We start from the raw sequence: 19,526 nt of genomic DNA, 5'->3' as shown, positions 1-19,526 counted from the left end.
TCGATGGCGCTTCCATCACTGCGTTCACGCTCCGCACAACACCATCGGGGCCTCGCAGAATTCCCTTGCGTGCGGCGCGTGAGAATGGGCGCATGGCAGGACGCGGGACACCGGCGACGGCGCTGCTGGTCAAGCGCACGATCGAGCACAGGGTGCACACCTACTCCCACCACGACGGCGCCGCGTACGGGCTGGAAGCCGCCGACGCGCTCGGCCAGGAGCCGGGACGGGTGTTCAAGACGCTCGTCGCGCTCGTCGACGGCGCCATGACGGTCGGGATCGTGCCGGTCACGTCGCAGCTGGACCTCAAGGCACTCGCCGCAGCGTCCGGCGGCAAGAAGGCGACGATGGCCGACGTCGCCGACGCCGAGCGCGCGACCGGCTACGTCGCGGGCGGCATCTCGCCTCTGGGGCAGCGCAGGCGCCTCCCGACGGTGATCGACGCGTCCGCCATGGACTTCGAGACCGTCTACTGCAGCGGCGGCCGCCGTGGCCTGGAGATCGAACTCGCCCCGGACGACCTGGTCACCCTGACCGACGCCACGGTGGCCCCGATCGCCACCGCCTGAGGTCCCGCCCCACCGGACGAGAGCTCCCGGGCTGGACCGGAGCAGCTCTCGCCAGCGTGCGCGGCCGGTCAGCTCGCGAGCAGGCTCTCCAGCCAGTCCGTGACGGCGTTCTCGACGCCCGCGCGGTCGGAGCGCAGGGAGTGGTCGCCGGTCAGCACGACGACGTCGCGGTCCGGACCGGGCTCGGGGCAGCCGAACGGGTCGGTGCGGCCCTGCACGACGAGGACCGGTACGTCGACGGCGTCGAGCTCCGGCATCCTGGTCTTCTCCGGCTTGCCGGGCGGATGCTCGGGGAACGCCAGGCAGAGCACCGCCCTGGAACGAGCCTCGGCGGCGGTCCGGCACGCCACCCGTGCTCCGGAGCTCCGTCCGCCCTGGACGAGCGGCAGCCGCCCGCGCTTGTCGATCCCCAGCTCACCGGCCCGCACCGCCTCGACGACGGCCAGCCACGCCGTGTCCAGCTGCGCCGCAGGAGCCGGAGCCCGCTTCCCGGCGACGCGGTAGGGCTGCTCGACGAGTCCGACGTGGACCCCGACCGCGTTCGCCGCCCGCGCCGCCACGGCCAGGTCGGGCGCCGTGATCCCGCCCCCGGCACCGTGCCCGAGCAGCAACAACGCCCGCGCCCGGCCCGTCCCTCGCTGCAGCGTCACCCGAGCCGCGCCGTACGGCGTTCCGATCTCCACCGGCTCCGGGCTCATGTCCGCTCACGCACCCCGTACCGGCGTGCCGCACCCGTCGCAGCCGGTGCGGCGCGCCGAGCAGGGATGCGACACGACGCCGAGGGGTGCGGTGGGGCCGGCCTCACGACAGCAGGTCGAGCTGGATCGGCTCGCGGACCTCCTCGTCGGGGATCCGTTCCAGCAGTTCCGGGCCGTTGTTGCGCACGCTGTTGACCTGCGACGACACCGGGCGGATCTCGAACGTCGCGACCAGTTCCGGGGACGGCGGGACGAGCAGGGCGGACACCGAGTCGTCCTTCGCGTCCCGGTCCGGGTCCAGCCACGCCTCCCACGCCGACGGCGGGAGCACCAGCGGCATCCGGTCGTGCACCTGGCTGAGCGGGCCGACCGCCTCCGTGGTCAGCACGGACGCCGTCACCAGGCCGTCCGGGTACTGCTCGGACAGCTCCGGGTCGTCCTTGGGCTTCCAGTACTCCCAGATCCCGGCCATGGCCAGCGACGACCCGTCGGCGTAGTGCGTGAAGTACGGCTGCTTGACCGTCTTGGCGGCCTTGCCCTTCTTGCCGTCTCCGGAAGCGCTGTCCGGCACGGCGTCCCGGCGCTGCCACTCGTACCAGCCGTCGGCCGGGAACAGGCAGCGTCGCGAGGACAGGGCGCGGCGGAACGCCGGCTTCTCCCCCGCCGTCTCGGAGCGGGAGTTCACCATCCGCGCACCGGACGACGGGTCCTTCGACCAGAACGGCACGAGCCCCCACCGGACCGTGCGCAGCGTCCGTTCGGTGACGGCCGGGTCCGCCTCGCCGTCGGAGTCGCGCGGGTGGCGCTCCACGACGACGGTGATGTTCTTCGTCGGCGCGACGTTGTAGTCCGCACGGTCGGCACCCTCGTCGGTCGCGTCGACGGCGCGGAACTCGTCGGCGAGGTCGGTGGGCGCCTTCGTCGAGGCGTAGCGGCCGCACATGCCCTCCATCGTCCCACGCATCGTGTCGCTGCTCCGCCGCTCGACCACCGCGGCTCGGGCGATACCGTGACCGGCGACGACGCGCGATGCGCGATGATGGGCGCGTGACCGACCCCGCCGCCGGATGGCCCGCTCCGACCGCTCCCGGACCGGTGCGCGGCACGGTCGCGGTTCCCGGCTCCAAGTCCCTGACGAACCGCGCGCTGCTGCTCGCCGGCCTGTCCGGAGGCGACTGCCTCGTCGCGGGCGCCCCGGCCAGCCGGGACACGTCGTTGATGACCGGTGCTCTGGCCGCGCTCGGCGTACCGGTGACGGTCGACGGCGAGGACGTGCGGATCGGCGCGCACGACGGGCTGCGCGGCGGCTCCCCCGCAGAGATCGACTGCGGGCTCGCCGGGACCGTCATGCGGTTCGTGCCGCCCGCGGCCGCGCTCGCCAGGGGCGACGTGCGCTTCGACGGCGACCCGCGCGCCCGGGAGCGTCCGCTCGACGTGGTCCTGACGGCGCTGCGGTCACTCGGCGCCGAGATCGACCCGGCCGACGCGCTCCCGTTCCTGATGCACGGCACCGGTTCGGTGCGCGGCGGCGAGGTCACCGTGGACGCGTCGGCGTCGTCGCAGTTCGTGTCCGGGCTGCTGCTGTCCGCCGCAGGGTACGACCGCGGCGTCACCGTCCGGCACGACGGCAAGCCCGTCCCGTCGCTGCCGCACATCGACATGACCGTCGCGCTGCTGCGGGCAGCGGGCGTCGACGTCGAGGACCGGACGACGGGTGCCGGGCCGGACACGTGGCGCGTCCACCCCGGACCGGTCGCGGCGCGCGACTGGACGATCGAGCCCGACCTGTCGAACGCCGCGGTGTTCCTCGGGGCGGCCGTCGTCACCGGCGGGTCGGTCACGGTGCGCGGCTGGCCGGAGGGGACCACCCAGCCCGGCACCGACGTGCTGCCGGTGCTGTCCGAGCTCGGCGCGGATGTCGCCGTCGGGCCGGACGGTCTGACCGTGACCGGTCCGGACCGGATCAGCGGCGTCGACGTCGACCTGCACGACGCCGGCGAGCTCGCCCCGACCGTCGCCGCGCTCGCCGCGCTGGCGGACGGCCCGTCGCGGCTGCGGGGCATCGGCCACCTGCGCGGACACGAGACGGACCGGATCGCCGCGCTGGCCGCCGAGATCAACGCCATGGGCGGCGCCGTGACCGAGACCGAGGACGGCCTGGAGATCACGCCCCGGGCGCTCGTCCCGGACCCGGACCGGCCGTGGCGCGCCTACGCCGACCACCGGATGGCGACGGCGGGTGCACTCGTCGGGCTGCGGGTGCCGGGAGTCGTCGTCGACGACGTGCGGTGCACGGACAAGACGATCCCCGACTTCCCCGGGCGCTGGGCGGCGCTGCTCGGTGTCTGAGTCGGGACGCCGATGAGGAACCGGCCGCGCGAGTACGACGAGTCCGACGTCCGCGTCCGCCCCGGCAAGGGCACGCGCCCGCGCAGCAAGCGCAGGCCCGCCCACTCCGACGCGACGCCGGCGATGGTGATCGGCGTCGACCGCGGCCGGTGGACGTGCGCGCCGGACGCCGACCCGGAGAGCGCGCCGGTCGTGGCGATGCGGGCCCGCGAGCTCGGGCGCACGCCGGTCGTCGTCGGGGACCGGGTCGGGCTCGTCGGCGACCTGTCCGGCGAGCCGGACACGCTCGCGCGCATCGTGCGCGTCGATGACCGGGACACCGTGCTGCGCCGCACGGCCGACGACACCGACCCGCACGAACGCGTCGTCGTCGCCAACGCCGAGCGGCTCGTCGTCGTCACCGCGCTCGCGGACCCGGTGCCGCGCACCGGCTTCGTCGACCGGTGCCTGGTCGCGGCGTACGCGGGAGGGCTCGTCCCGGTGCTCTGCCTGACGAAGTCCGACCTCGCCGATCCGGACGGGTTCGCCGCGCAGTACGCCGACCTGGACCTCCCGATCGTCGTCACCGGGCGGGACGGCGACGGGGCGACGACCGGCCTGGACGCGCTGCACGCGGAGCTCTCCGGTCGGGTCTGCGCGTTCGTCGGGCATTCCGGTGTGGGCAAGTCGACGCTGGTCAACGCACTCGTCCCGGACGCCGACCAGAGCACCGGCCGGGTGTCGGCCGTCGGCAAGGGCCGGCACACGACGACGGCCGCGCTCGCCCTGCCGCTCGCCACCGAGCGGAGCGCAGGCGGAGCGAACATCGGCACCGAGCGGAGCGCAGGCGGAGCGAACATCGGCGCCGAGCGGAGCACGGGCGGAGCGCGCGTCGCCACGGGTTGGGTCGTGGACACCCCTGGCGTGCGGTCGTTCGGGCTGGCCCACGTCGGGCCGGACGACGTCGTCGCCGCGTTCGGCGATCTCGCGGAGGCGACGGCCGACTGCCCCCGCGGATGCGGCCATCTGGGTCCGCCCGCCGACCCGGAGTGCGCACTGGACGACCTGGTCACCGCGGGATCGCTCGCGCCCGGCAGACTCGACGCACTGCGCCGCATCCTGGTGGCGCTGAACGCGAACCGGCCCGGAGGCCCCGCTCCGGCGACGTGACTCCGGCGTACTGCGAGAGGAGGACGGACGTGCCCCCGACACCCCGTCCCCTCCGGATCGCGCTCGTACTCCTGCTGCCCGCGCTCGTCGCACTCGCCGGGTGCTCCACCCCGGACCCCGGCGCGGCCGGTGCGCCGGCGAACGCCACGTCGTTGCCGAAGTTCTACGACGCCAAGGCCCTGCTCGACGCCGTCGGCGACCGCGAACGGGCCGACGGCGGGGCGCTCACCGTCCTGAACGGCACGCTCGACCCGCCCGGCACCGGGACCGTCGAAGCCGGGGCGCCGACACCTCCCGGACGGCGGGCGGTGACCGGCGACGGCGTGCTGCGGTTCGCCGACGGCGCCGTCTCGACCCGCTTCGACCAGCGCCTCGGTCCGGCCGGGGCGGCGCCGCGCACCACCGGCGCCGTCCGCACCGCCGGCCGGACCTGGCTGCGCCTGCCCGGCGCGCCGGGATGGTCCGAGGTGGGTCGCGCCCAGGTCGCGCAGCCCGATCTCGCGGACGCCACGCTGGCCACGAACATCGCCGGCATGGCCGACCCGCTGGCCGGTGTCACCCGCTACGCCGACGCCGCGCTCGTCGCGGAGGCCCAGGACGAGTCGCTCGGCGACGTCGCGACGGTGCGCTACACGATCGTCGTCGACCTCGTCCGTGCCGCCGCCGCGGAGACCGACCCGACCCTGCGCGCCCAGCTCACCCAGCAGGTCGCCGGCGGTCTGACCCGGATCAGCTCGACGGTCTGGGTGGACCGCGACCAGCGACCGGTCCGCGGGCGCCTACGCCAGGAGCTGCCCGGTGCCGGGACGCTCGACCTGGTCACCGACTACCGGTCCTGGGGCACGCCGGTCACGGTCGCCCCGCCGACCTGAGCGCTATGCCGTCCGGGGGCTACGCCGTGAACGCGAGCGTCAGTCCCTCGGTCGGCCAGTCGTCGGTGCGGTAGAGGATCCCGCGCCCGGACGACGTGACCCACGCCGTCCGCGACCCGGCACCCGCGAAACAGACGTTCGTCACGTAGTGGTCGTGCGCAGGGACCGGGATCTGGCCGAGCAGCGTGCCGTCCGGCGCGATCACGCTCACCGCGCCGGTGATCAGCGTGGCGACGCAGACGTTCCCGTCGCCGTCGACGGCCAGCGAGTCCAGCGACTGGTAGCCGGCGAAACCGTGCAGCAGCCGCGCGTCACCGGGCCCGGGCGGCCCGTCCAGTTCGGTCGGTGCGGACACCCGCCCCGGCCCGTCGACCGCCCAGCACCAGACCCGTCCCGGCCCGGTCTCCGCGACGTAGACGCGCGTCCCGTCCGGGGACAGCCCGACGCCGTTCGGTGTCGTCAGCGGGTGCACCACCTCGGTGATCGACGAGCCGTCGGCGGTCGCGTAGTACAGCGCGCCGGTGTCCGTCTCGCGTTCGCGACGCTTGCCGAGGTCGGTGAACCAGAATCCAGCTGATCTCACCCGCCCCGCCGGCTCCGCATGCTCCGCCGGCTGCCATCCCCCGGCGTCGAAGACGATGTCGTTCGGGCCGCGCAGGCCGCGGCCGCCGCACTCCGTGTAGAGGTCGGTGACCTCGCCGTCCAGCGTCACGCGCTGGATCCGGCCGCCGATGTAGTCCGGTGGCTGGTGCCCGGGTGCGACGAGCCCGTCCGGGCGCTCGGACCAGGTGAAACCGCCGTTGTTGCAGACATAGACGGCGCCGTCCGGACCGATCGCGGCGCCGTTCGGGCCACCGCCGGTGTCCGCGACGACGTCGATCGTGCCGTCCGGCCGGACCCGGGACAGGGTGCCGCGACGGATCTCCACGACCAGCACCGAGCCGTCGGACAGCGGGACGGGACCCTCCGGGAACTGCAGGCCGGTGGTCACCTCGTGCATCTCCGGAAGACCGATCACAGCGGTTAGTCTCGCCCGAGAAGCAAGGAGGTGCACGGTGTTCGACGGCGTGGATCCGGACCGCGTGACGGTGGCGGTCTCCGGTGGGGTGGCCGACGTGCGGCTGGCCCGGCCGGACAAGCGCAACGCGCTGGACCCGGCGATGTTCTCCTCGCTCGTGCACGCGGCGGAGGGACTGCGGACGCTGTCCGGCGTCCGGGCCGTCGTGCTCTCCGGGGACGGGCCGGACTTCTGCGCCGGGCTCGACTTCACGGCGTTCGCCGCGATGCGCTCCGGTGAGCGGATGTCGTCGCAGGTGTCGCTACCGCCGGCGGACGGGCCGGCCAAGGCGACCGGCCAGCGGGCCGCGTTCACGTGGGCGCAGGTCCCGGTGCCGGTGATCGCCGCGATCCGGGGCAACGCGCTCGGCGGCGGCCTGCAGATCGCGCTCGGGGCGGACATCCGGATCGTGGCCCCGGACGCGAGTATGGGCGTCCTGGAGGTCCGCTGGGGCCTGATCCCGGACATGACGGGGAGCCAGCTGTTGCCCGAGCTCGTCGGGCGCGACGTGGCGAAGGACCTGGCGCTGACCGGTCGTCGCATCTCCGGCGAGGAGGCGGTCCGGATCGGGCTGGCCACCCGCACGGCCGAGGACCCGCTGGCCGCGGCCCTCGAGATGGCCCGCGAGATCGCCGGCCACAACCCGTTCGCCGTCCGGGCCGCGAAGCGCCTGCTCGACGGCGCGGGACGGCAGGACCTGGAGACCGGCTTCGCCGCCGAGCAGGACGAGATCGGTGCACTGATCGGCAGCCCGAACCAGGTCGAGGCCGTCACGGCGCGGTTCGAGAAGCGCGACCCGGTGTTCGTCGACCCCTGAGACCGGCCGCGCTCAGCCGAGCTCGACCAGGAACTGCACCTCGGACGGCGAGTACCAGGCCAGCTCGTGGTCCTCGGCCTCACCGACGAGGAACTCGGCGTCCAGGTCGCCGAGGTCGGCCTTGTCGACGACGGCGGCGGCCTGGCGCACGGCGTGCTCGGCCTCCTCGACGTCGACGTGCACGGCCGCGATCTTCTCCATCGGGAGCGACCCGGAGACCCGGACGGCGCCGTCGTCGAGGTCGGGGCGCACCGTCACGTCGTCGGTGTCCGCGGCGACGACGACGCGCCGGGCGGGCGTCGCGTCCTCACCGAGTCCGAACTCGACGGCCAGCAGCCGCAGCGACGCGCGCGCCGCCTCCGTCATGGCCGCGTACTCGAGCTCCTCGTCGTCACCGGCCACATAGGACTCGCGCAGCTTCGGGGTGAGCGCGAACCCGGTGCCGCCCATCGGCTCGAACCGGCCGGTCGAGACCATCCGGGACAGCATCGGCCAGGTCGCCGGCAGGTAGATCCGCAATTGGAGGCTCCTAGCGCAGGGTGAGCAGCAGCTCGTCGAGGGACTCCTGCACCATCCCTGCGAGGACGTCCAGGTCGGGCATCGCGTCCCGGTCGCCGTTGAGACCGTAGAACACGCCGCCGTCGTAGCTCGTCAGTCCGATCGCGACGGCCTGGCCGCGGGCCAGCGGGACGACCGGGAACATCTCCAGCATCTGCGCACCGGCCGCGTACAGCGGGAACTGCGGGCCGGGCACGTTCGTGACGACCAGGTTGAAGAAGTGCCGGGACATGCCGCTGGCCGCGCGGGCGCCGAGCGCGTGCAGCGTGGGCGGCGCGAACCCGCCGATCCGGACGAGCGCCTCGGCGCCGACCGAGCGACCGGTGTCGGTGTGCTCGCGCATGCCGTGCGCGACCTGGTGCAGCCGCACGGTCGGGCTCGGCTCGCCGACCGGCAGGTCGACCAGGAACGACGACACACGGTTGCCGAGCGACCCGGCCGAGCTCGGCACGTCGCCCTCGCCGCGCACGGATAGCGGCACCATCGCGCGCACCGAGGACGACCCGACGACCGGCTCACCGCGTGACAGCAGCCAGCTGCGCAGGGCGCCTGCGATCACGGCGAGCACCACGTCGTTGACGTTGCAGTCGTGGGCCGCCCGGATGCGGCGGTAGTCCTCGAGGTCGGTGCGGGTGACCGCGAACCGGCGCTGGGTGGAGATGTCGGCGTTCAGCGGCAGTCCGGGTGCACGACGGCTGGCCGTGCGCGCCATCGTGAACAGCTTGCCAGCGGCGCCGACGACCTTGCCCGCCGTGGCCACCGCGTCGCCCGTCGCGGACCGGACGTTGTCGACGATCTCGCCGGGCCGGGTCACCGCCTCGCTGAGCGCCTCGAACACCAGGCGGCTGTCCGACGGCTCCGCGCGCGGCATCCACAGCTCCTCCGGCACGTCCCGCGGCTCGGCGGAGACGTCCAGGATGACCTGTCCGATGTCGATCGCGGAGATGCCGTCGACCATCGCCTGGTGTGTCTTGGTCAGGATCGCGATCCGGCCCTGCTTCGCGCGGCCCTTCGCCGACGATCCGGCCGCGGCCGACGGGGCCAGCCCCTCGATCAGGTACATCTCCCACAGTGGACGGGTGTGGTCCAGCGGGCGGGACATCAGGCGCGCGACGAGGTCGGTGAGCTGGGACTCGCTGCCCGGACGCGGCAGCGCGGAGCGGCGCACGTGGTAGGCGATGTCGAACTCGGCGTCGTCCACCCAGACCGGACGTGCGAGGTTGCCGGGCACGCCACGGACCTTCTGCCGGTAGCGCGGGACGAGCGCGATCCGCTGCTCGATCAGCTCGACGAGCCGGTCGTAGTCGAATCCGGCCTTCGGACGCCGGAAGATCGCCACACCGCCGACGTGCATCGGGGTGGTGGACTCCTCCAGATAGAGGAACGAGGCGTCGAGCGCGGAGAGCCGGGACGGCATGGACGCGATCCTACGTGCGAGGCTTCCGGGCGTGGCCGACCCGACCTCCCCCAAGGACCGCTTCGTCACGGTGTACGGGCGCAAGCCGGTACTGGAGGCGCTCGCCGACCCGGAGCTGCAGGTGGACAAGGTCGTTCTCGCCGACACGGTCCGCGGCGGCTCCGCCCGAGAGATCATCGACGCGGCGCACGATCGGGCCGTCCAGGTGCAGCGGGCGAGCGCGCACCGGGTGAAGGTGCTGGCCGGCAACGGGCGACACGACCAGGGGGTGCTGGCCGACGTCGTCGCACCCCGGATGGCGCCGCTGGCGACGTTCCTCTCCGACCTCGGCACCGCCCGCCGCGCGTCGGTACTGGTGCTGGACGCGGTGACGAACCCGTCGAACGTCGGCATGCTGCTGCGCAGCGCCACGGCCGCCGGGCTCGACGGGGTACTGCTGCCCCGCCACGGCGTCCCGGCGATCGACCCGCTCGTCGTCAAGGCGTCCGCGGGCGTCGCGTTCTCCGCGCCGGTGCTGCGCTCCGCGACCGCGGCCGAGGGCGTCACGGCCCTGCGCTCCGCGGGGTTCGACGTGTTCGGCCTCGCCACCGGCGGTGAGTCCCTGATGGACGCCCCGCTCGGCCAGCGCGTGGCGCTCGTGCTCGGCAACGAGACGACCGGGATGACCGACGGGGTGCGCTCGCAGCTCGACGGGATCCTGTCGATCCCGATGTTCGGCGGTGTCGAGTCGCTGAACGTCGCCTCCGCCGGTGCGGTGGCGGCCTACGAGCTTCTTCGACGGCGCTGAGCCCGGCGACCTGTCGGATCCCGTCCGAGCGGGGCACCGCGTCGCGGGTCTTGATCGGCAGAACCGGTCAGAACGCGCCACTGGTGGCGGGCCCGTGCCACTTGCGCTGATCATGGACAGGCGCCGGCCGCCGTGATCAGCGGAACTGGTCAGAACGCGCCGTTGGTGGCGTGCTGGTGCCGGTTGCGCCGATCATGGAGAGCGGCGCCGGCCAGCGCGACACGGCACGCGACCTCAGCGCGAGGTGGCGGCGTGGCGGGCCCGGGCTCTCGGCCAGGTGGTCCACAGGACGAAGGCGGCGGCGATCAGGAGTGCCGGGGCCAGGGTCAGGGAGCCGGGGTTGCCGCCGAGGATCCCGCCGAACAGCACCGCGCCGAGCATGACGAGCGTGAGGAGCGCGGCGGCCGGACGGACGAGGACACCGGCGACGAGCGCGAGCCCACCGAGCGCTTCGGCGGCCCCGGTGGCGTAGACGAGCAGGCTCCATTCCGGGAGGCCGTAGCTGCCGAAGTTGCTCACCCACTGGGCGTGGTCGGTGAACTTGGGCAGCGCGAACACGACGAACAGCACGCCCGCCACGATCCGCACCACCGCTGCGACCCGCGGCAGGCGGACGTGCGACTCCGTCCGCAGGACCCGGTCGATCGCGCCCGATTCGTCACCCATGCGACCAGTGTGCCCGCCGCAGGGCCGATCAGGCCGGCGCGCGCGGTGTGATGGCCGCCGCCCGTCCCGCACCCGCCCAGACCAGGAACAGCATGGTCAGGAGCAACACCGGAGCGAGTCCCAAGTGGATCGGTCCGCCGACCGTCACACCCGCCGTCGAGACGGCACCGAGCATGTCCACCGCGAGGAGCGCCGCGGCCGGGCGCACGAGGCGGCCCGCGACCAGCGCGATACCGCCCACCACCTCCAGGACGCCGACGCCGTGGACCAGCAGGCCGGCGTCGGCGAACCCGAAGCGGGCGAACTCGGCCACCTCGTATCCGTGGAACACGAACTTGGCCAGCCCGAACAGCACGAACACGAGGCCCGCGACGACCCGCGCGATGCGCGCCGTCCGCGGCATCCTGTTCCGCACGAGACCCGACCCGACCATGCCGACCTCCCGCCGTCGTCCCCGAGGCATCACTGTGACGGGTTCGGGGCTCGGCGTCACCGGTCGATCCCGCCTACCCTCGGGCCATGGTCCAGCGCAGGATCCCCCGCCCGTCCGAACTCGCCCCGCTGCTGCGTCCGGCGCCGTGGATCCGCGATCGCGACGAACGGCGGCTGGCCAGGGCGGCGAGCATCCACGACCTGCGGGAGCTGGCGCGCCGCCGGACGCCGCGGGCCGTGTTCGACTACACCGACGGCGCGGCCGAGGACGAGATCGGCCTGCGCCGGGCGCGCGACACGTGGGCGTCGGTGGAGTTCACGCCGTCGGTGCTGCAGGACGTCTCCCGCGTGGAGACCGGCCGCGACATCCTCGGGCGCCGGGCGTCGATGCCGCTGGCGCTGGCCCCGACCGGCTTCACCCGCATGATGCACACCGAGGGCGAACGCGCGGTGGCGGCCGTCGCCGCGGAGGCCGGGATCCCGTACGCGCTGTCCACCATGGGCACGACGACGATCGAGGACATGGTCGCCGCCGCGCCGGACGGGCGGCACTGGTTCCAGCTCTACCTGTGGCGCGACCGCGAGGTGGCCAAGGACCTCGTGGCCCGTGCCGCGGGCGCCGGGTACGACTCGTTGCTGCTCACCGTGGACACCCCGGTCGGCGGCAACCGGCGCCGCGACGTGCACAACGGGCTGACCATCCCGCCCGCGCTCTCGCTGCGCACGTTCGCCGACGGCGCCCGCCACCCGCGCTGGTGGTTCGACCTGGTCACCACGGAACCGCTGACGTTCGCGAGCCTGACCACCACCGGCGGCACGCCGTTCGACATGATCAACCGGGTGTTCGACCCGGCGCTGACGATGGACGACGTGGCGTGGCTGCGGGACGTCTGGCCCGGCAAGCTCGTGATCAAGGGGATCCAGACGGTCGAGGACGCGCGACGTGTCGTCGACGCGGGGGCGGACGCCGTCCTGCTGTCCAACCACGGCGGCCGCCAGCTCGACCGCGCCCCGGTGCCCGCCGAACTGATCGAGCCCGTGGTGCAGGAGGTCGGCGACCGCGCCGAGGTGCTCGTGGACACCGGCATCCTGCACGGCGGGGACGTCGTGGCCGCGGTGGCGCTCGGGGCACGAGCGGCACTCGTCGGACGCGCCTACCTCTACGGACTGATGGCGGGCGGACGGGCCGGAGTGGCACGTTCCGTACAGATCCTACGTGCGGAGATGGAACGGACGATGCAGCTCCTCGGCGTGACCCGGGTCGACGACCTCCGACCGCATCACGCACGCCTTCACCCGCATGGGGGACGTGCCGCGGGTGCGCGCACGTGACAACCGGGCCAGTATGCGGGCATGGGTTTCCTGGACAAGGCCAAGGAACTGCTCGACCAGCACGACGACAAGGTCGATCAGGCGATCAACAAGGCGGGCGACGCGGCCAAGGAGAAGTACGGCCACGGCGACCAGGTCGACAAGGCGACGGAGTTCGCCCGCGGTCGGACGGGTGACGGGGACACCACCGAGCAGCCGCCGCCCGGAGAGGGTCAGGCGCCCCCGCCGCCGCCCGGCGAGGCACCGCCGCCGCCCCCGCAGCAGTAACTCACCGCCGCACCACACCGAACGAGGGGCACCTTCGGGCAGTCACACTGCTCGAAGGTGCCCCTCGTTCGCGTCGTGGGGGTTCTCGTCGGGCGCGTCGTGGGGGTTCTCGTCGGGCGCGTCGTGGGGGTGCCCTCGTTCGCGTCGCGGGGAGGCCCGCGTCACGCCTCGACGGCCGGCACGCCGAACAGGATCTCCAGCTCGGCGAGCGTCGCCTCCGGGTGGCGGTGCAGGACGCCCACCGCGCCGGCCGCGGCGGCCCCGCGGACGTTGACCGGCACGTCGTCGACCACCACGCAGCGCCCGGCGGACAGCCCGAGCGCGCGGGCCGCGTTCGCGAACGCGTCCGGCGACGGCTTGCGCGCGCCGCCGACCGCCCCGAGCAGGACGAGCTCGAACGCCGCGACGCACTCGTCGGGCACGGCGTGGCCGCCGGAGAACACGGCCGTCCGCACGCCAGCGGCCCGCGCACGGCGGGCGTACTCGAGGACGGACGGGCCGTCGTCGAGCACACCGCCGTAGTCCACGATCAGACCCGCGGGTCGTTCGTGGGCCACTAGTCGAGCGCCCTGCGCATGAAACCGCGGATGCCGATCAGCGAGAACAGCACGATCGCCACCACCGGGACCAGGATGCAGATCCACAACGGCATGTGCGGCACCTGCGGGACGAGCGACGCCCGCGTTCCCTCGCTGACGTAGGTCAGCGGGTTCAGCGCCGACAGGACCTGGAACCACCGCAGGTCGGACAGCGTGAGCCACGGGTACTGCACCGACCCGGTGAACAGCAGCGGCGCGAAGATCACCGCGAACATGATGTTCAGCCGGCGCGGCGGGAACGCCGTCCCGAGCCACAGGCCGATCGACGCGCCCAGCAGCGACCCGAGCACGACCATCAGCAGCGCGGGCAGCAGGCCCGACGCCGGCCAGTTCACGTCGACCATCAGCAGGCCGATCGGCACCATCAGCAGGCTGGCCAGGATGCCGCGCAGCGACGCGAACGCCACCTTCTCCAGCGCGACCGCCCACACCGGCATCGGGGACAGCAACCGGTCGTCGATCTCGCGGGTCCAGGACAGCTCGAACACCAGCGGGAGGCTGACCGCCTGCAGCGCGGGCAGCATCGAGTTCAACGCGATCAGCCCCGGCAGCATGATCGACCCGTACTCGGGCGAGACGAAACCGCCCCGGCCCAGGATCACGACGAAGACCAGCAGGAAGAAGAACGGCTGGACGAGCACCTGGGCCAGGAAGGACGGCAGTTCCTTACCGGTGACGAAGATGTCGCGGCGCAGGACGGCCCAGAACGCCGTCCACGGCCGGGGCGGGCCGGACGGGCCCGGCCCGACGGCGCTGGGCGTACCCGCGGTGGTCACGTCACCGCGGCTACCGGTCGTCGTCATCGCAGGTCCTTCCCGGTCAGCGAGATGAACACGTCCTCGAGGCTCGGCGTGCCGAGCGACACGTCCTGCACCGTGGCGCCGTGCCGCCGGGTCATGTCGACCACCGGCGCCAGCAGCACGGACGGGTCGGCCGAGACGTACAGCCGCAGCCGGACGCCGGGTGACTCGCCCGGCCCGCCGCGCGCGAGCGACTCGGCGTTCACGACGTCGTCGAGGTCGGCGAGCGCGGCGGTCAGCGGCTCCGCGCCGGACGGGCCCGGTTCGACGGTCAGCTCGATCGTCGCCTCCCCTGGCAGCGACCGTACGAGCGCGTCCGGCGTGTCCAGCGCGAGCAGCTTCCCGTGGTCGACGATGCCGACCCGGTCGGAGAGCTTGTGCGCCTCGTCCATGTCGTGCGTCGTGAGCACGACGGTCACGCCCTCGTCGCGCAGCGCGCGGACCTGGTCGTGCACGAACAGACGGGCCTGCGGGTCCAGCCCGGTGGACGGCTCGTCCAGGAACAGCACCTCGGGGCGGTGCATGAGCGCCCGCGCGATCATCACGCGTTGAGCCTGGCCGCCGGACAGGTCGTCGGCGACCTTCTTCGCCTTCTCGGTCAGGCCCATCCGCTCCAGCAGCGCGTCCGCGCGGGCGTTCCGCTCGGCACGTCCGACGCCGTGGTACGCGGCGTGGAAGACCAGGTTGTCCCGCACGCCGAGCGACCGGTCCAGGTTGTTCAGCTGCGGCACCACGGCCAGCTTCGCGCAGACCGCCACCGAGTCCGCGACGACGTCCAGCCCGGCGACCCGCGCCGACCCCTCCGTCGCGATCACCCGGGTGGTGAGCACCCCGACGGTGGTCGTCTTGCCCGCGCCGTTCGGCCCGAGCAGCCCGAAGATCTCCCCCTCTGCGACCTCGAACGACAGTCCGTCCACGGCGTTCGACTTCGCCTTCGCGTACCGCTTCACGAGGTCGACGACCTCGACGGCAGCCTGCGTCATCGCGCGCCCTCGCTTCGCTCGGTCCCCTCGCTGGCGCTCGGTCGACGGATCATGTTCCTGCTCCTTCCGTGATCCCCCCGCCGTCACCGGCGTAGCGGGCATCGTCACCGACGACGGCCAGTATCGAAACCAGATACTCGCGGATGATTCGCTCGTGCTCCGGTGGTGGATGCGGCATCCGCTCCCGGAACACGGCCGCGACCTCGGAGAACACCGACCGCAGGTGCGCGCGGCCCTCGTCGGTGATCGAGACGCGGAGGATCCGCCGGTCCGCGTCGTCCCGCACTCGGGTGATCCGCCCCTCGTGGTCGAGCGTGTCCAGCACCGGCGTCAGGGTCGCCGGGGTCAGCCCGACGCGTCCGGCCAGCTCGCGCTGGGACAGCGCGCCGTCGACGTGGGCGAGCACGCCGAGCACGCTGACCGCGGTCCCGGTCACGCCGTAGCGCGCGACCGTGCGGCGGTAGTGCGCCTGCATCGCGCCGCCCGCCCAGGACACGAGCTTTCCGAGCGGCATGTACTCCGGCCGGGACTCGAAGAACCTGTCTGCCGTCACCCCGCAGACCGTACGGCGCCTGACGATTCGTCACAATACCGTATGGTGGCGAAGCATCGGGCGGGAACCGTCACCCCCTGCCGCGCACCCACGCTGGGGTGGTGACCGCACTCGCCGCGGCGTCGGCCGTGACACCGCCGCACCCGACGACCCGCCGACCCCGGATGCGCCGGCCGGCGCACGAGCCGGAGCCGGTCGGCGCCACGCCGCCGGGGACCGACCCCGCCGTCACCGCGGTCGTCGTCCCCGCGCCGCGGGCACCCGCCGTCGCGGTCGCGGACACCGGGCCGCCCGATCCCGGCGGCCCGTCGGACGACGACGTGCGCCGCCGGGCCACCGCGACCGTGCGGGCGATGGTGGAGGTGCTGGCCGGGCGGCGACCACCCGCGCACCTCGCCGGCGTCGCACGGCCGGAGGTCGTCCGCTACCTGACGGCGAGCCGGACCACCGGACGCGACGGGCCGGTGGCGCCGGCCAGGGTGCACGTCACGCGACCCACCCGGCAGGCCGCCGAGATCGTGGCGGTCTGCCGGTTCGGCGAGCGTTTCCGGGCACTGACCGTCCGGCTGGACCGTGACCCGCCGGGGTCGGCCTGGTGCGTCACCGCCGTGCGACTGGTCTAACGGCGGCGACGCGCCTTCTCGTCGGACCGCTGCTGACGACGGCGCTCGGCACGGTTGACGCCACCCTGCCCGTTGGCCTGGCCCGCCCGGCCGTTCGAGGAGGCGCCCCCACCGCCACGACGGCCGTTCGCCTGCGCGGCCGCTGCGCCGTCCCCGCGGCGGGTCACCTCACCGTCCTCGGTCGGGCCGCTGTACTGCAGGTTCTGCGGCTGCTGGGACCGGAACAGGTTCGGCAGGACGGTGGTCGTCTCGTTCGCGCCCGCGGCCGGGACGACCGGGATCTCGGTCGTGTCGTCCTCGCGCACCGGCACGGCCTGGGTCGGCTGCTCCGGCGGGGCCTCCTCGGCGACCTGGACGGTCACGTTGAACAGGTGCCCGACGGTCTCCTCCTTGATCCCCTCGAGCATCCGCTGGAACATGTCGAAGCCCTCGCGCTGGTACTCGATGACCGGGTCGCGCTGGGCCATCGCCCGCAGGCCGATGCCCTCCTTGAGGTAGTCCATCTCGTAGAGGTGCTCGCGCCACTTCCGGTCGATCACCTGCATCAGCACCTGGCGCTCGAGCTCACGCATGCCACCCTGCTGGCCGATCAGCGTGTCCATCTCGTGCTCGCGCCGGGCGTACGCGTTCTCCGCGTCCTCGACGACGGCGGCCTCGATCAGCTCGGGGGACAGCTCGTCCGCACCGTCCGCGAGGCGGCGCCAGTTGATCGAGATCGGGTAGAGCGTGCCCAGCGCGGTCCAGAGCTTGTCCAGGTCCCAGTCCTCGGAGTAGCCCTCGGACGTGGCGCCCACGACGTACGCGTGGACCACGTCCTCGATCATGTTCCGGGTCTGGCTCTGCACGTCCTCGCCGTCGAGCACGCGGCGGCGCTCGTCGTAGATGATCTTCCGCTGCTGGTTGAGCACCTCGTCGTACTTGAGGACGTTCTTGCGGATCTCGAAGTTCTGCTGCTCGACCTGCGTCTGGGCGCTGACGATGGCCCTGCTGACCATCTTCGCCTCGATCGGCACGTCGTCCGGGAGGTTGAACCGGTTCATGATCGACTTGACCACGTCGCCGTTGAACCGGCGCATCAGGTCGTCGCCGAGCGACAGATAGAACCGGGAGGCGCCCGGGTCGCCCTGACGGCCGGACCGGCCGCGGAGCTGGTTGTCGATCCGGCGCGACTCGTGGCGCTCGGTGCCCAGCACGTACAGCCCGCCGGCGTCGCGGACCTCCTCGGCCTCGGCCTTCACCTGCTTGCGCATCCGGGACAGCACCGCGTCCCAGGCCTGCTCGTACTCCTCGCGGGTCTCCACCGGGTCCAGGCCCTGGCTGCGCAGCTCGAGGTCGGCCAGGAACTCCGGGTTGCCGCCGAGCATGATGTCGGTACCGCGACCGGCCATGTTCGTGGCCACCGTGACGGCGCCCGCGTGCCCGGCCTGGGCGACGATGCCCGCCTCGCGCTCGTGCTGCTTGGCGTTGAGCACCTCGTGCGGGATGCCGCGGCGCAGCAGCAGCTTCGCCAGGTACTCCGACTTCTCGACGCTCGTCGTGCCGACCAGGACCGGCTGGCCGTTGTGGTGCTTCTCGGCGATGTCGTCGGCGACCGCCTCGAACTTCGCCTCCTCGTTCTTGTAGATCAGGTCGTCCTGGTCGTCCCGGACCATCGGCTTGTTGGTCGGGATGGACACGACGTCCATCTTGTAGATCTCTTTGAGCTCGGCGGCCTCGGTCTGGGCCGTACCGGTCATCCCGGAGAGCGTGTCGTAGAGCCGGAAGAAGTTCTGCAGGGTGATGGTGGCCAGCGTCTGGTTCTCCGCCTTGACCTCCACCCCCTCCTTGGCCTCGATGGCCTGGTGGATGCCCTCGTTGTAGCGGCGGCCCGCGAGCACACGGCCGGTGAACTCGTCGACGATCAGGACCTCGCCCTCGCGGACGATGTAGTCCTTGTCCTTCTTGAACAGCTCCTTGGCCTTGATCGCGTTGTTCAGGTGGCCGACGAGCGGCGTGTTGTCCTCGGTGAACAGGCTGTCGATGCCGAGCTGGTCCTCGACGAAGTTCGTGCCCGTCTCGGTGACCGCGATCGTGCGCTTCTTGAGGTCGAACTCGTAGTGCGACCGGGCGATCTCGCCGGCCTTGTCCAGAAGCTCGCGCGGCGTGAGCCCGGTCGTGTCGACACCGGTCATCCGCGGCGTCATCTTCGCGAACTCCTGGTACCAGCGGGAGCTCTGCTCGGCCGGGCCGGAGATGATCAGCGGGGTCCGCGCCTCGTCGACGAGGATGGAGTCCGCCTCGTCGACGATCGCGAAGTTGTGCCCGCGCTGCACCATGTCCGCGGTGTTCCAGGCCATGTTGTCGCGCAGGTAGTCGAAGCCGAACTCGTTGTTCGTGCCGTAGGTGACGTCGCACGCGTACTGCTCGCGGCGCTGCGCGGGTGTCATCTCGGCGAGGATCACGCCGACGGTCAGGCCGAGCCAGCGGTGGATCCGGCCCATCGTCTCCGAGTCGCGGCGGGCCAGGTAGTCGTTCGTCGTGACGACGTGCACGCCCTTGCCGGAGAGCGCATTCAGGTAGCTGGGCAGGACCGAGGTGAGCGTCTTGCCCTCACCGGTCTTCATCTCCGCGACGTTGCCCAGGTGCAGGGCGGCGCCGCCCATCAGCTGGACGGTGAACGGGCGCTGGCCGAGCGTGCGCTGGGCGGCCTCGCGGACGGTGGCGAACGCCTCCGGCAGCAGGTCCTCCAGCGACTCGCCGTCGGCGTGACGCTCGCGGAACTCGTCGGTCTTGGCGCGCAGCTCGGCCTCGGAGAGGCGCTCGAACTCCGGCTCCAGCTCGTCGATGTGCGCGGCGATCCGGCCCAGCCGCTTGACCAGCTTGGTCTCGCCGGCCCGCAGCAGACGGCTCAGGAGGGGCACTGCACGACCTCATTCACGTCGCGGTCAGGTCATCGCGGAGGCCACTCATCACGGCTCGTGACACCCGCCCGCAGCCATGGTACGGGCCGACGCCTGCA

At 73.0% G+C, this 19,526-nt stretch carries 21 protein-coding genes; 9 read left to right on the top strand and 12 right to left on the bottom strand.

The window, feature by feature from the left end:
* Positions 1–92 precede the first annotated feature (92 nt).
* Positions 93–569, top strand: coding sequence for a Cys-tRNA(Pro) deacylase (gene ybaK, locus EV378_RS22590; protein WP_132429409.1), 477 nt, complete (start codon positions 93–95; stop codon positions 567–569).
* Positions 570–637: 68 nt separating this feature from the next.
* Here ybaK and EV378_RS22585 read toward each other — a convergent pair whose 3' ends face one another.
* Both EV378_RS22585 and EV378_RS22580 read right to left on the bottom strand, forming a co-directional pair.
* A complete protein-coding gene (locus EV378_RS22585) occupies positions 638–1,267 on the bottom strand; it encodes an alpha/beta hydrolase family protein (RefSeq protein WP_132429407.1) in 630 nt (209 codons plus the stop codon).
* Positions 1,268–1,370: 103 nt separating this feature from the next.
* Complete coding sequence (locus EV378_RS22580; RefSeq protein WP_132432571.1) at positions 1,371–2,210, bottom strand: SOS response-associated peptidase; 840 nt, start codon at positions 2,208–2,210, stop codon at positions 1,371–1,373.
* Between the two features lie 86 nt (positions 2,211–2,296).
* On the opposite strand from EV378_RS22580, the gene aroA reads away from it, so the two are divergent.
* From aroA to EV378_RS22565, 3 genes are read left to right on the top strand one after another with little or no spacing between them, the layout of a single operon-like run.
* Positions 2,297–3,616 (top strand): 3-phosphoshikimate 1-carboxyvinyltransferase, encoded by a 1,320-nt coding sequence (gene aroA / locus EV378_RS22575; RefSeq protein ID WP_132429405.1) that lies wholly within the window; start codon positions 2,297–2,299, stop codon positions 3,614–3,616.
* Positions 3,617–3,628: 12 nt separating this feature from the next.
* Positions 3,629–4,765, top strand: a complete 1,137-nt coding sequence (gene rsgA, locus EV378_RS22570; RefSeq protein WP_132429403.1) for a ribosome small subunit-dependent GTPase A — start codon at positions 3,629–3,631, stop codon at positions 4,763–4,765.
* Between the two features lie 29 nt (positions 4,766–4,794).
* The gene (locus tag EV378_RS22565; RefSeq protein WP_132429401.1) at positions 4,795–5,637 is read left to right on the top strand and encodes a hypothetical protein; all 843 of its coding nucleotides are present in this window, start codon (positions 4,795–4,797) and stop codon (positions 5,635–5,637) included.
* Between the two features lie 19 nt (positions 5,638–5,656).
* On the opposite strand, the gene EV378_RS22560 is transcribed toward EV378_RS22565, so the two are convergent.
* Positions 5,657–6,655 carry an SMP-30/gluconolactonase/LRE family protein gene (locus EV378_RS22560; protein ID WP_243653718.1) on the bottom strand — a complete coding sequence of 333 codons (999 nt, stop codon included), beginning with the start codon at positions 6,653–6,655 and terminating at the stop codon, positions 5,657–5,659.
* A gap of 37 nt (positions 6,656–6,692) precedes the next feature.
* On the opposite strand from EV378_RS22560, the gene EV378_RS22555 reads away from it, so the two are divergent.
* Positions 6,693–7,511 (top strand): crotonase/enoyl-CoA hydratase family protein, encoded by an 819-nt coding sequence (locus EV378_RS22555; protein ID WP_243653717.1) that lies wholly within the window; start codon positions 6,693–6,695, stop codon positions 7,509–7,511.
* A gap of 12 nt (positions 7,512–7,523) precedes the next feature.
* Here EV378_RS22555 and EV378_RS22550 read toward each other — a convergent pair whose 3' ends face one another.
* Positions 7,524–8,030, bottom strand: coding sequence for a DUF6912 family protein (locus EV378_RS22550; protein WP_132429399.1), 507 nt, complete (start codon positions 8,028–8,030; stop codon positions 7,524–7,526).
* Positions 8,031–8,040: 10 nt separating this feature from the next.
* Positions 8,041–9,486 carry a WS/DGAT/MGAT family O-acyltransferase gene (locus EV378_RS22545; protein ID WP_132429397.1) on the bottom strand — a complete coding sequence of 482 codons (1,446 nt, stop codon included), beginning with the start codon at positions 9,484–9,486 and terminating at the stop codon, positions 8,041–8,043.
* Here EV378_RS22545 and EV378_RS22540 point away from each other — a divergent pair.
* Positions 9,485–10,273, top strand: a complete 789-nt coding sequence (locus tag EV378_RS22540; protein WP_132429395.1) for a TrmH family RNA methyltransferase — start codon at positions 9,485–9,487, stop codon at positions 10,271–10,273. The genes EV378_RS22545 and EV378_RS22540 overlap by 2 nt on opposite strands.
* Positions 10,274–10,507: 234 nt before the next feature.
* Here the strand turns inward: EV378_RS22540 and EV378_RS22535 are convergent, their stop codons facing one another.
* Positions 10,508–10,939, bottom strand: a complete 432-nt coding sequence (locus tag EV378_RS22535; RefSeq protein ID WP_132429393.1) for a DoxX family protein — start codon at positions 10,937–10,939, stop codon at positions 10,508–10,510.
* A 28-nt stretch (positions 10,940–10,967) separates the two neighbouring features.
* Entirely contained in the window at positions 10,968–11,372 is a 405-nt protein-coding gene (locus tag EV378_RS22530) for a DoxX family protein (RefSeq protein ID WP_207908831.1), read from the bottom strand.
* Positions 11,373–11,458: 86 nt separating this feature from the next.
* On the opposite strand from EV378_RS22530, the gene EV378_RS22525 reads away from it, so the two are divergent.
* Together EV378_RS22525 and EV378_RS22520 are read left to right on the top strand one after the other, a co-directional pair.
* Positions 11,459–12,703 carry an alpha-hydroxy acid oxidase gene (locus tag EV378_RS22525; RefSeq protein ID WP_132429391.1) on the top strand — a complete coding sequence of 415 codons (1,245 nt, stop codon included), beginning with the start codon at positions 11,459–11,461 and terminating at the stop codon, positions 12,701–12,703.
* A 21-nt stretch (positions 12,704–12,724) separates the two neighbouring features.
* Positions 12,725–12,970, top strand: coding sequence for an antitoxin (locus tag EV378_RS22520; protein WP_132429389.1), 246 nt, complete (start codon positions 12,725–12,727; stop codon positions 12,968–12,970).
* A gap of 161 nt (positions 12,971–13,131) precedes the next feature.
* Here EV378_RS22520 and EV378_RS22515 read toward each other — a convergent pair whose 3' ends face one another.
* From EV378_RS22515 to EV378_RS22500, 4 genes are read right to left on the bottom strand one after another with little or no spacing between them, the layout of a single operon-like run.
* Positions 13,132–13,497, bottom strand: coding sequence for an HAD-IA family hydrolase (locus EV378_RS22515; protein ID WP_165922429.1), 366 nt, complete (start codon positions 13,495–13,497; stop codon positions 13,132–13,134).
* A gap of 29 nt (positions 13,498–13,526) precedes the next feature.
* Positions 13,527–14,372 (bottom strand): ABC transporter permease, encoded by an 846-nt coding sequence (locus EV378_RS22510; protein ID WP_132429385.1) that lies wholly within the window; start codon positions 14,370–14,372, stop codon positions 13,527–13,529.
* Positions 14,369–15,352: an ABC transporter ATP-binding protein gene (locus EV378_RS22505; protein WP_132429383.1), complete on the bottom strand. Its 984-nt coding sequence runs from the start codon at positions 15,350–15,352 to the stop codon at positions 14,369–14,371. Before EV378_RS22505 ends, EV378_RS22510 begins: the two co-directional genes overlap by 4 nt.
* A gap of 49 nt (positions 15,353–15,401) precedes the next feature.
* Positions 15,402–15,905 (bottom strand): MarR family winged helix-turn-helix transcriptional regulator, encoded by a 504-nt coding sequence (locus tag EV378_RS22500; RefSeq protein WP_132429381.1) that lies wholly within the window; start codon positions 15,903–15,905, stop codon positions 15,402–15,404.
* A 101-nt stretch (positions 15,906–16,006) separates the two neighbouring features.
* Here EV378_RS22500 and EV378_RS22495 point away from each other — a divergent pair, with 101 nt between their 5' ends.
* Positions 16,007–16,528 carry an Rv3235 family protein gene (locus tag EV378_RS22495; RefSeq protein WP_132429379.1) on the top strand — a complete coding sequence of 174 codons (522 nt, stop codon included), beginning with the start codon at positions 16,007–16,009 and terminating at the stop codon, positions 16,526–16,528.
* Here the strand turns inward: EV378_RS22495 and secA are convergent.
* Positions 16,525–19,428, bottom strand: coding sequence for a preprotein translocase subunit SecA (gene secA, locus EV378_RS22490; protein WP_132429377.1), 2,904 nt, complete (start codon positions 19,426–19,428; stop codon positions 16,525–16,527). The two genes, EV378_RS22495 and secA, sit on opposite strands and share 4 nt — an antisense overlap.
* Positions 19,429–19,526: the final 98 nt, after the last annotated feature.

The sequence above is a fragment of the Pseudonocardia endophytica genome (genome assembly GCF_004339565.1).
Taxonomy (GTDB): Bacteria; Actinomycetota; Actinomycetes; order Mycobacteriales; family Pseudonocardiaceae; genus Pseudonocardia; species Pseudonocardia endophytica.
The sequence above is the reverse complement of the archived record's forward strand: the minus strand, read 5'-3'. Positions and strand labels throughout refer to the sequence as shown.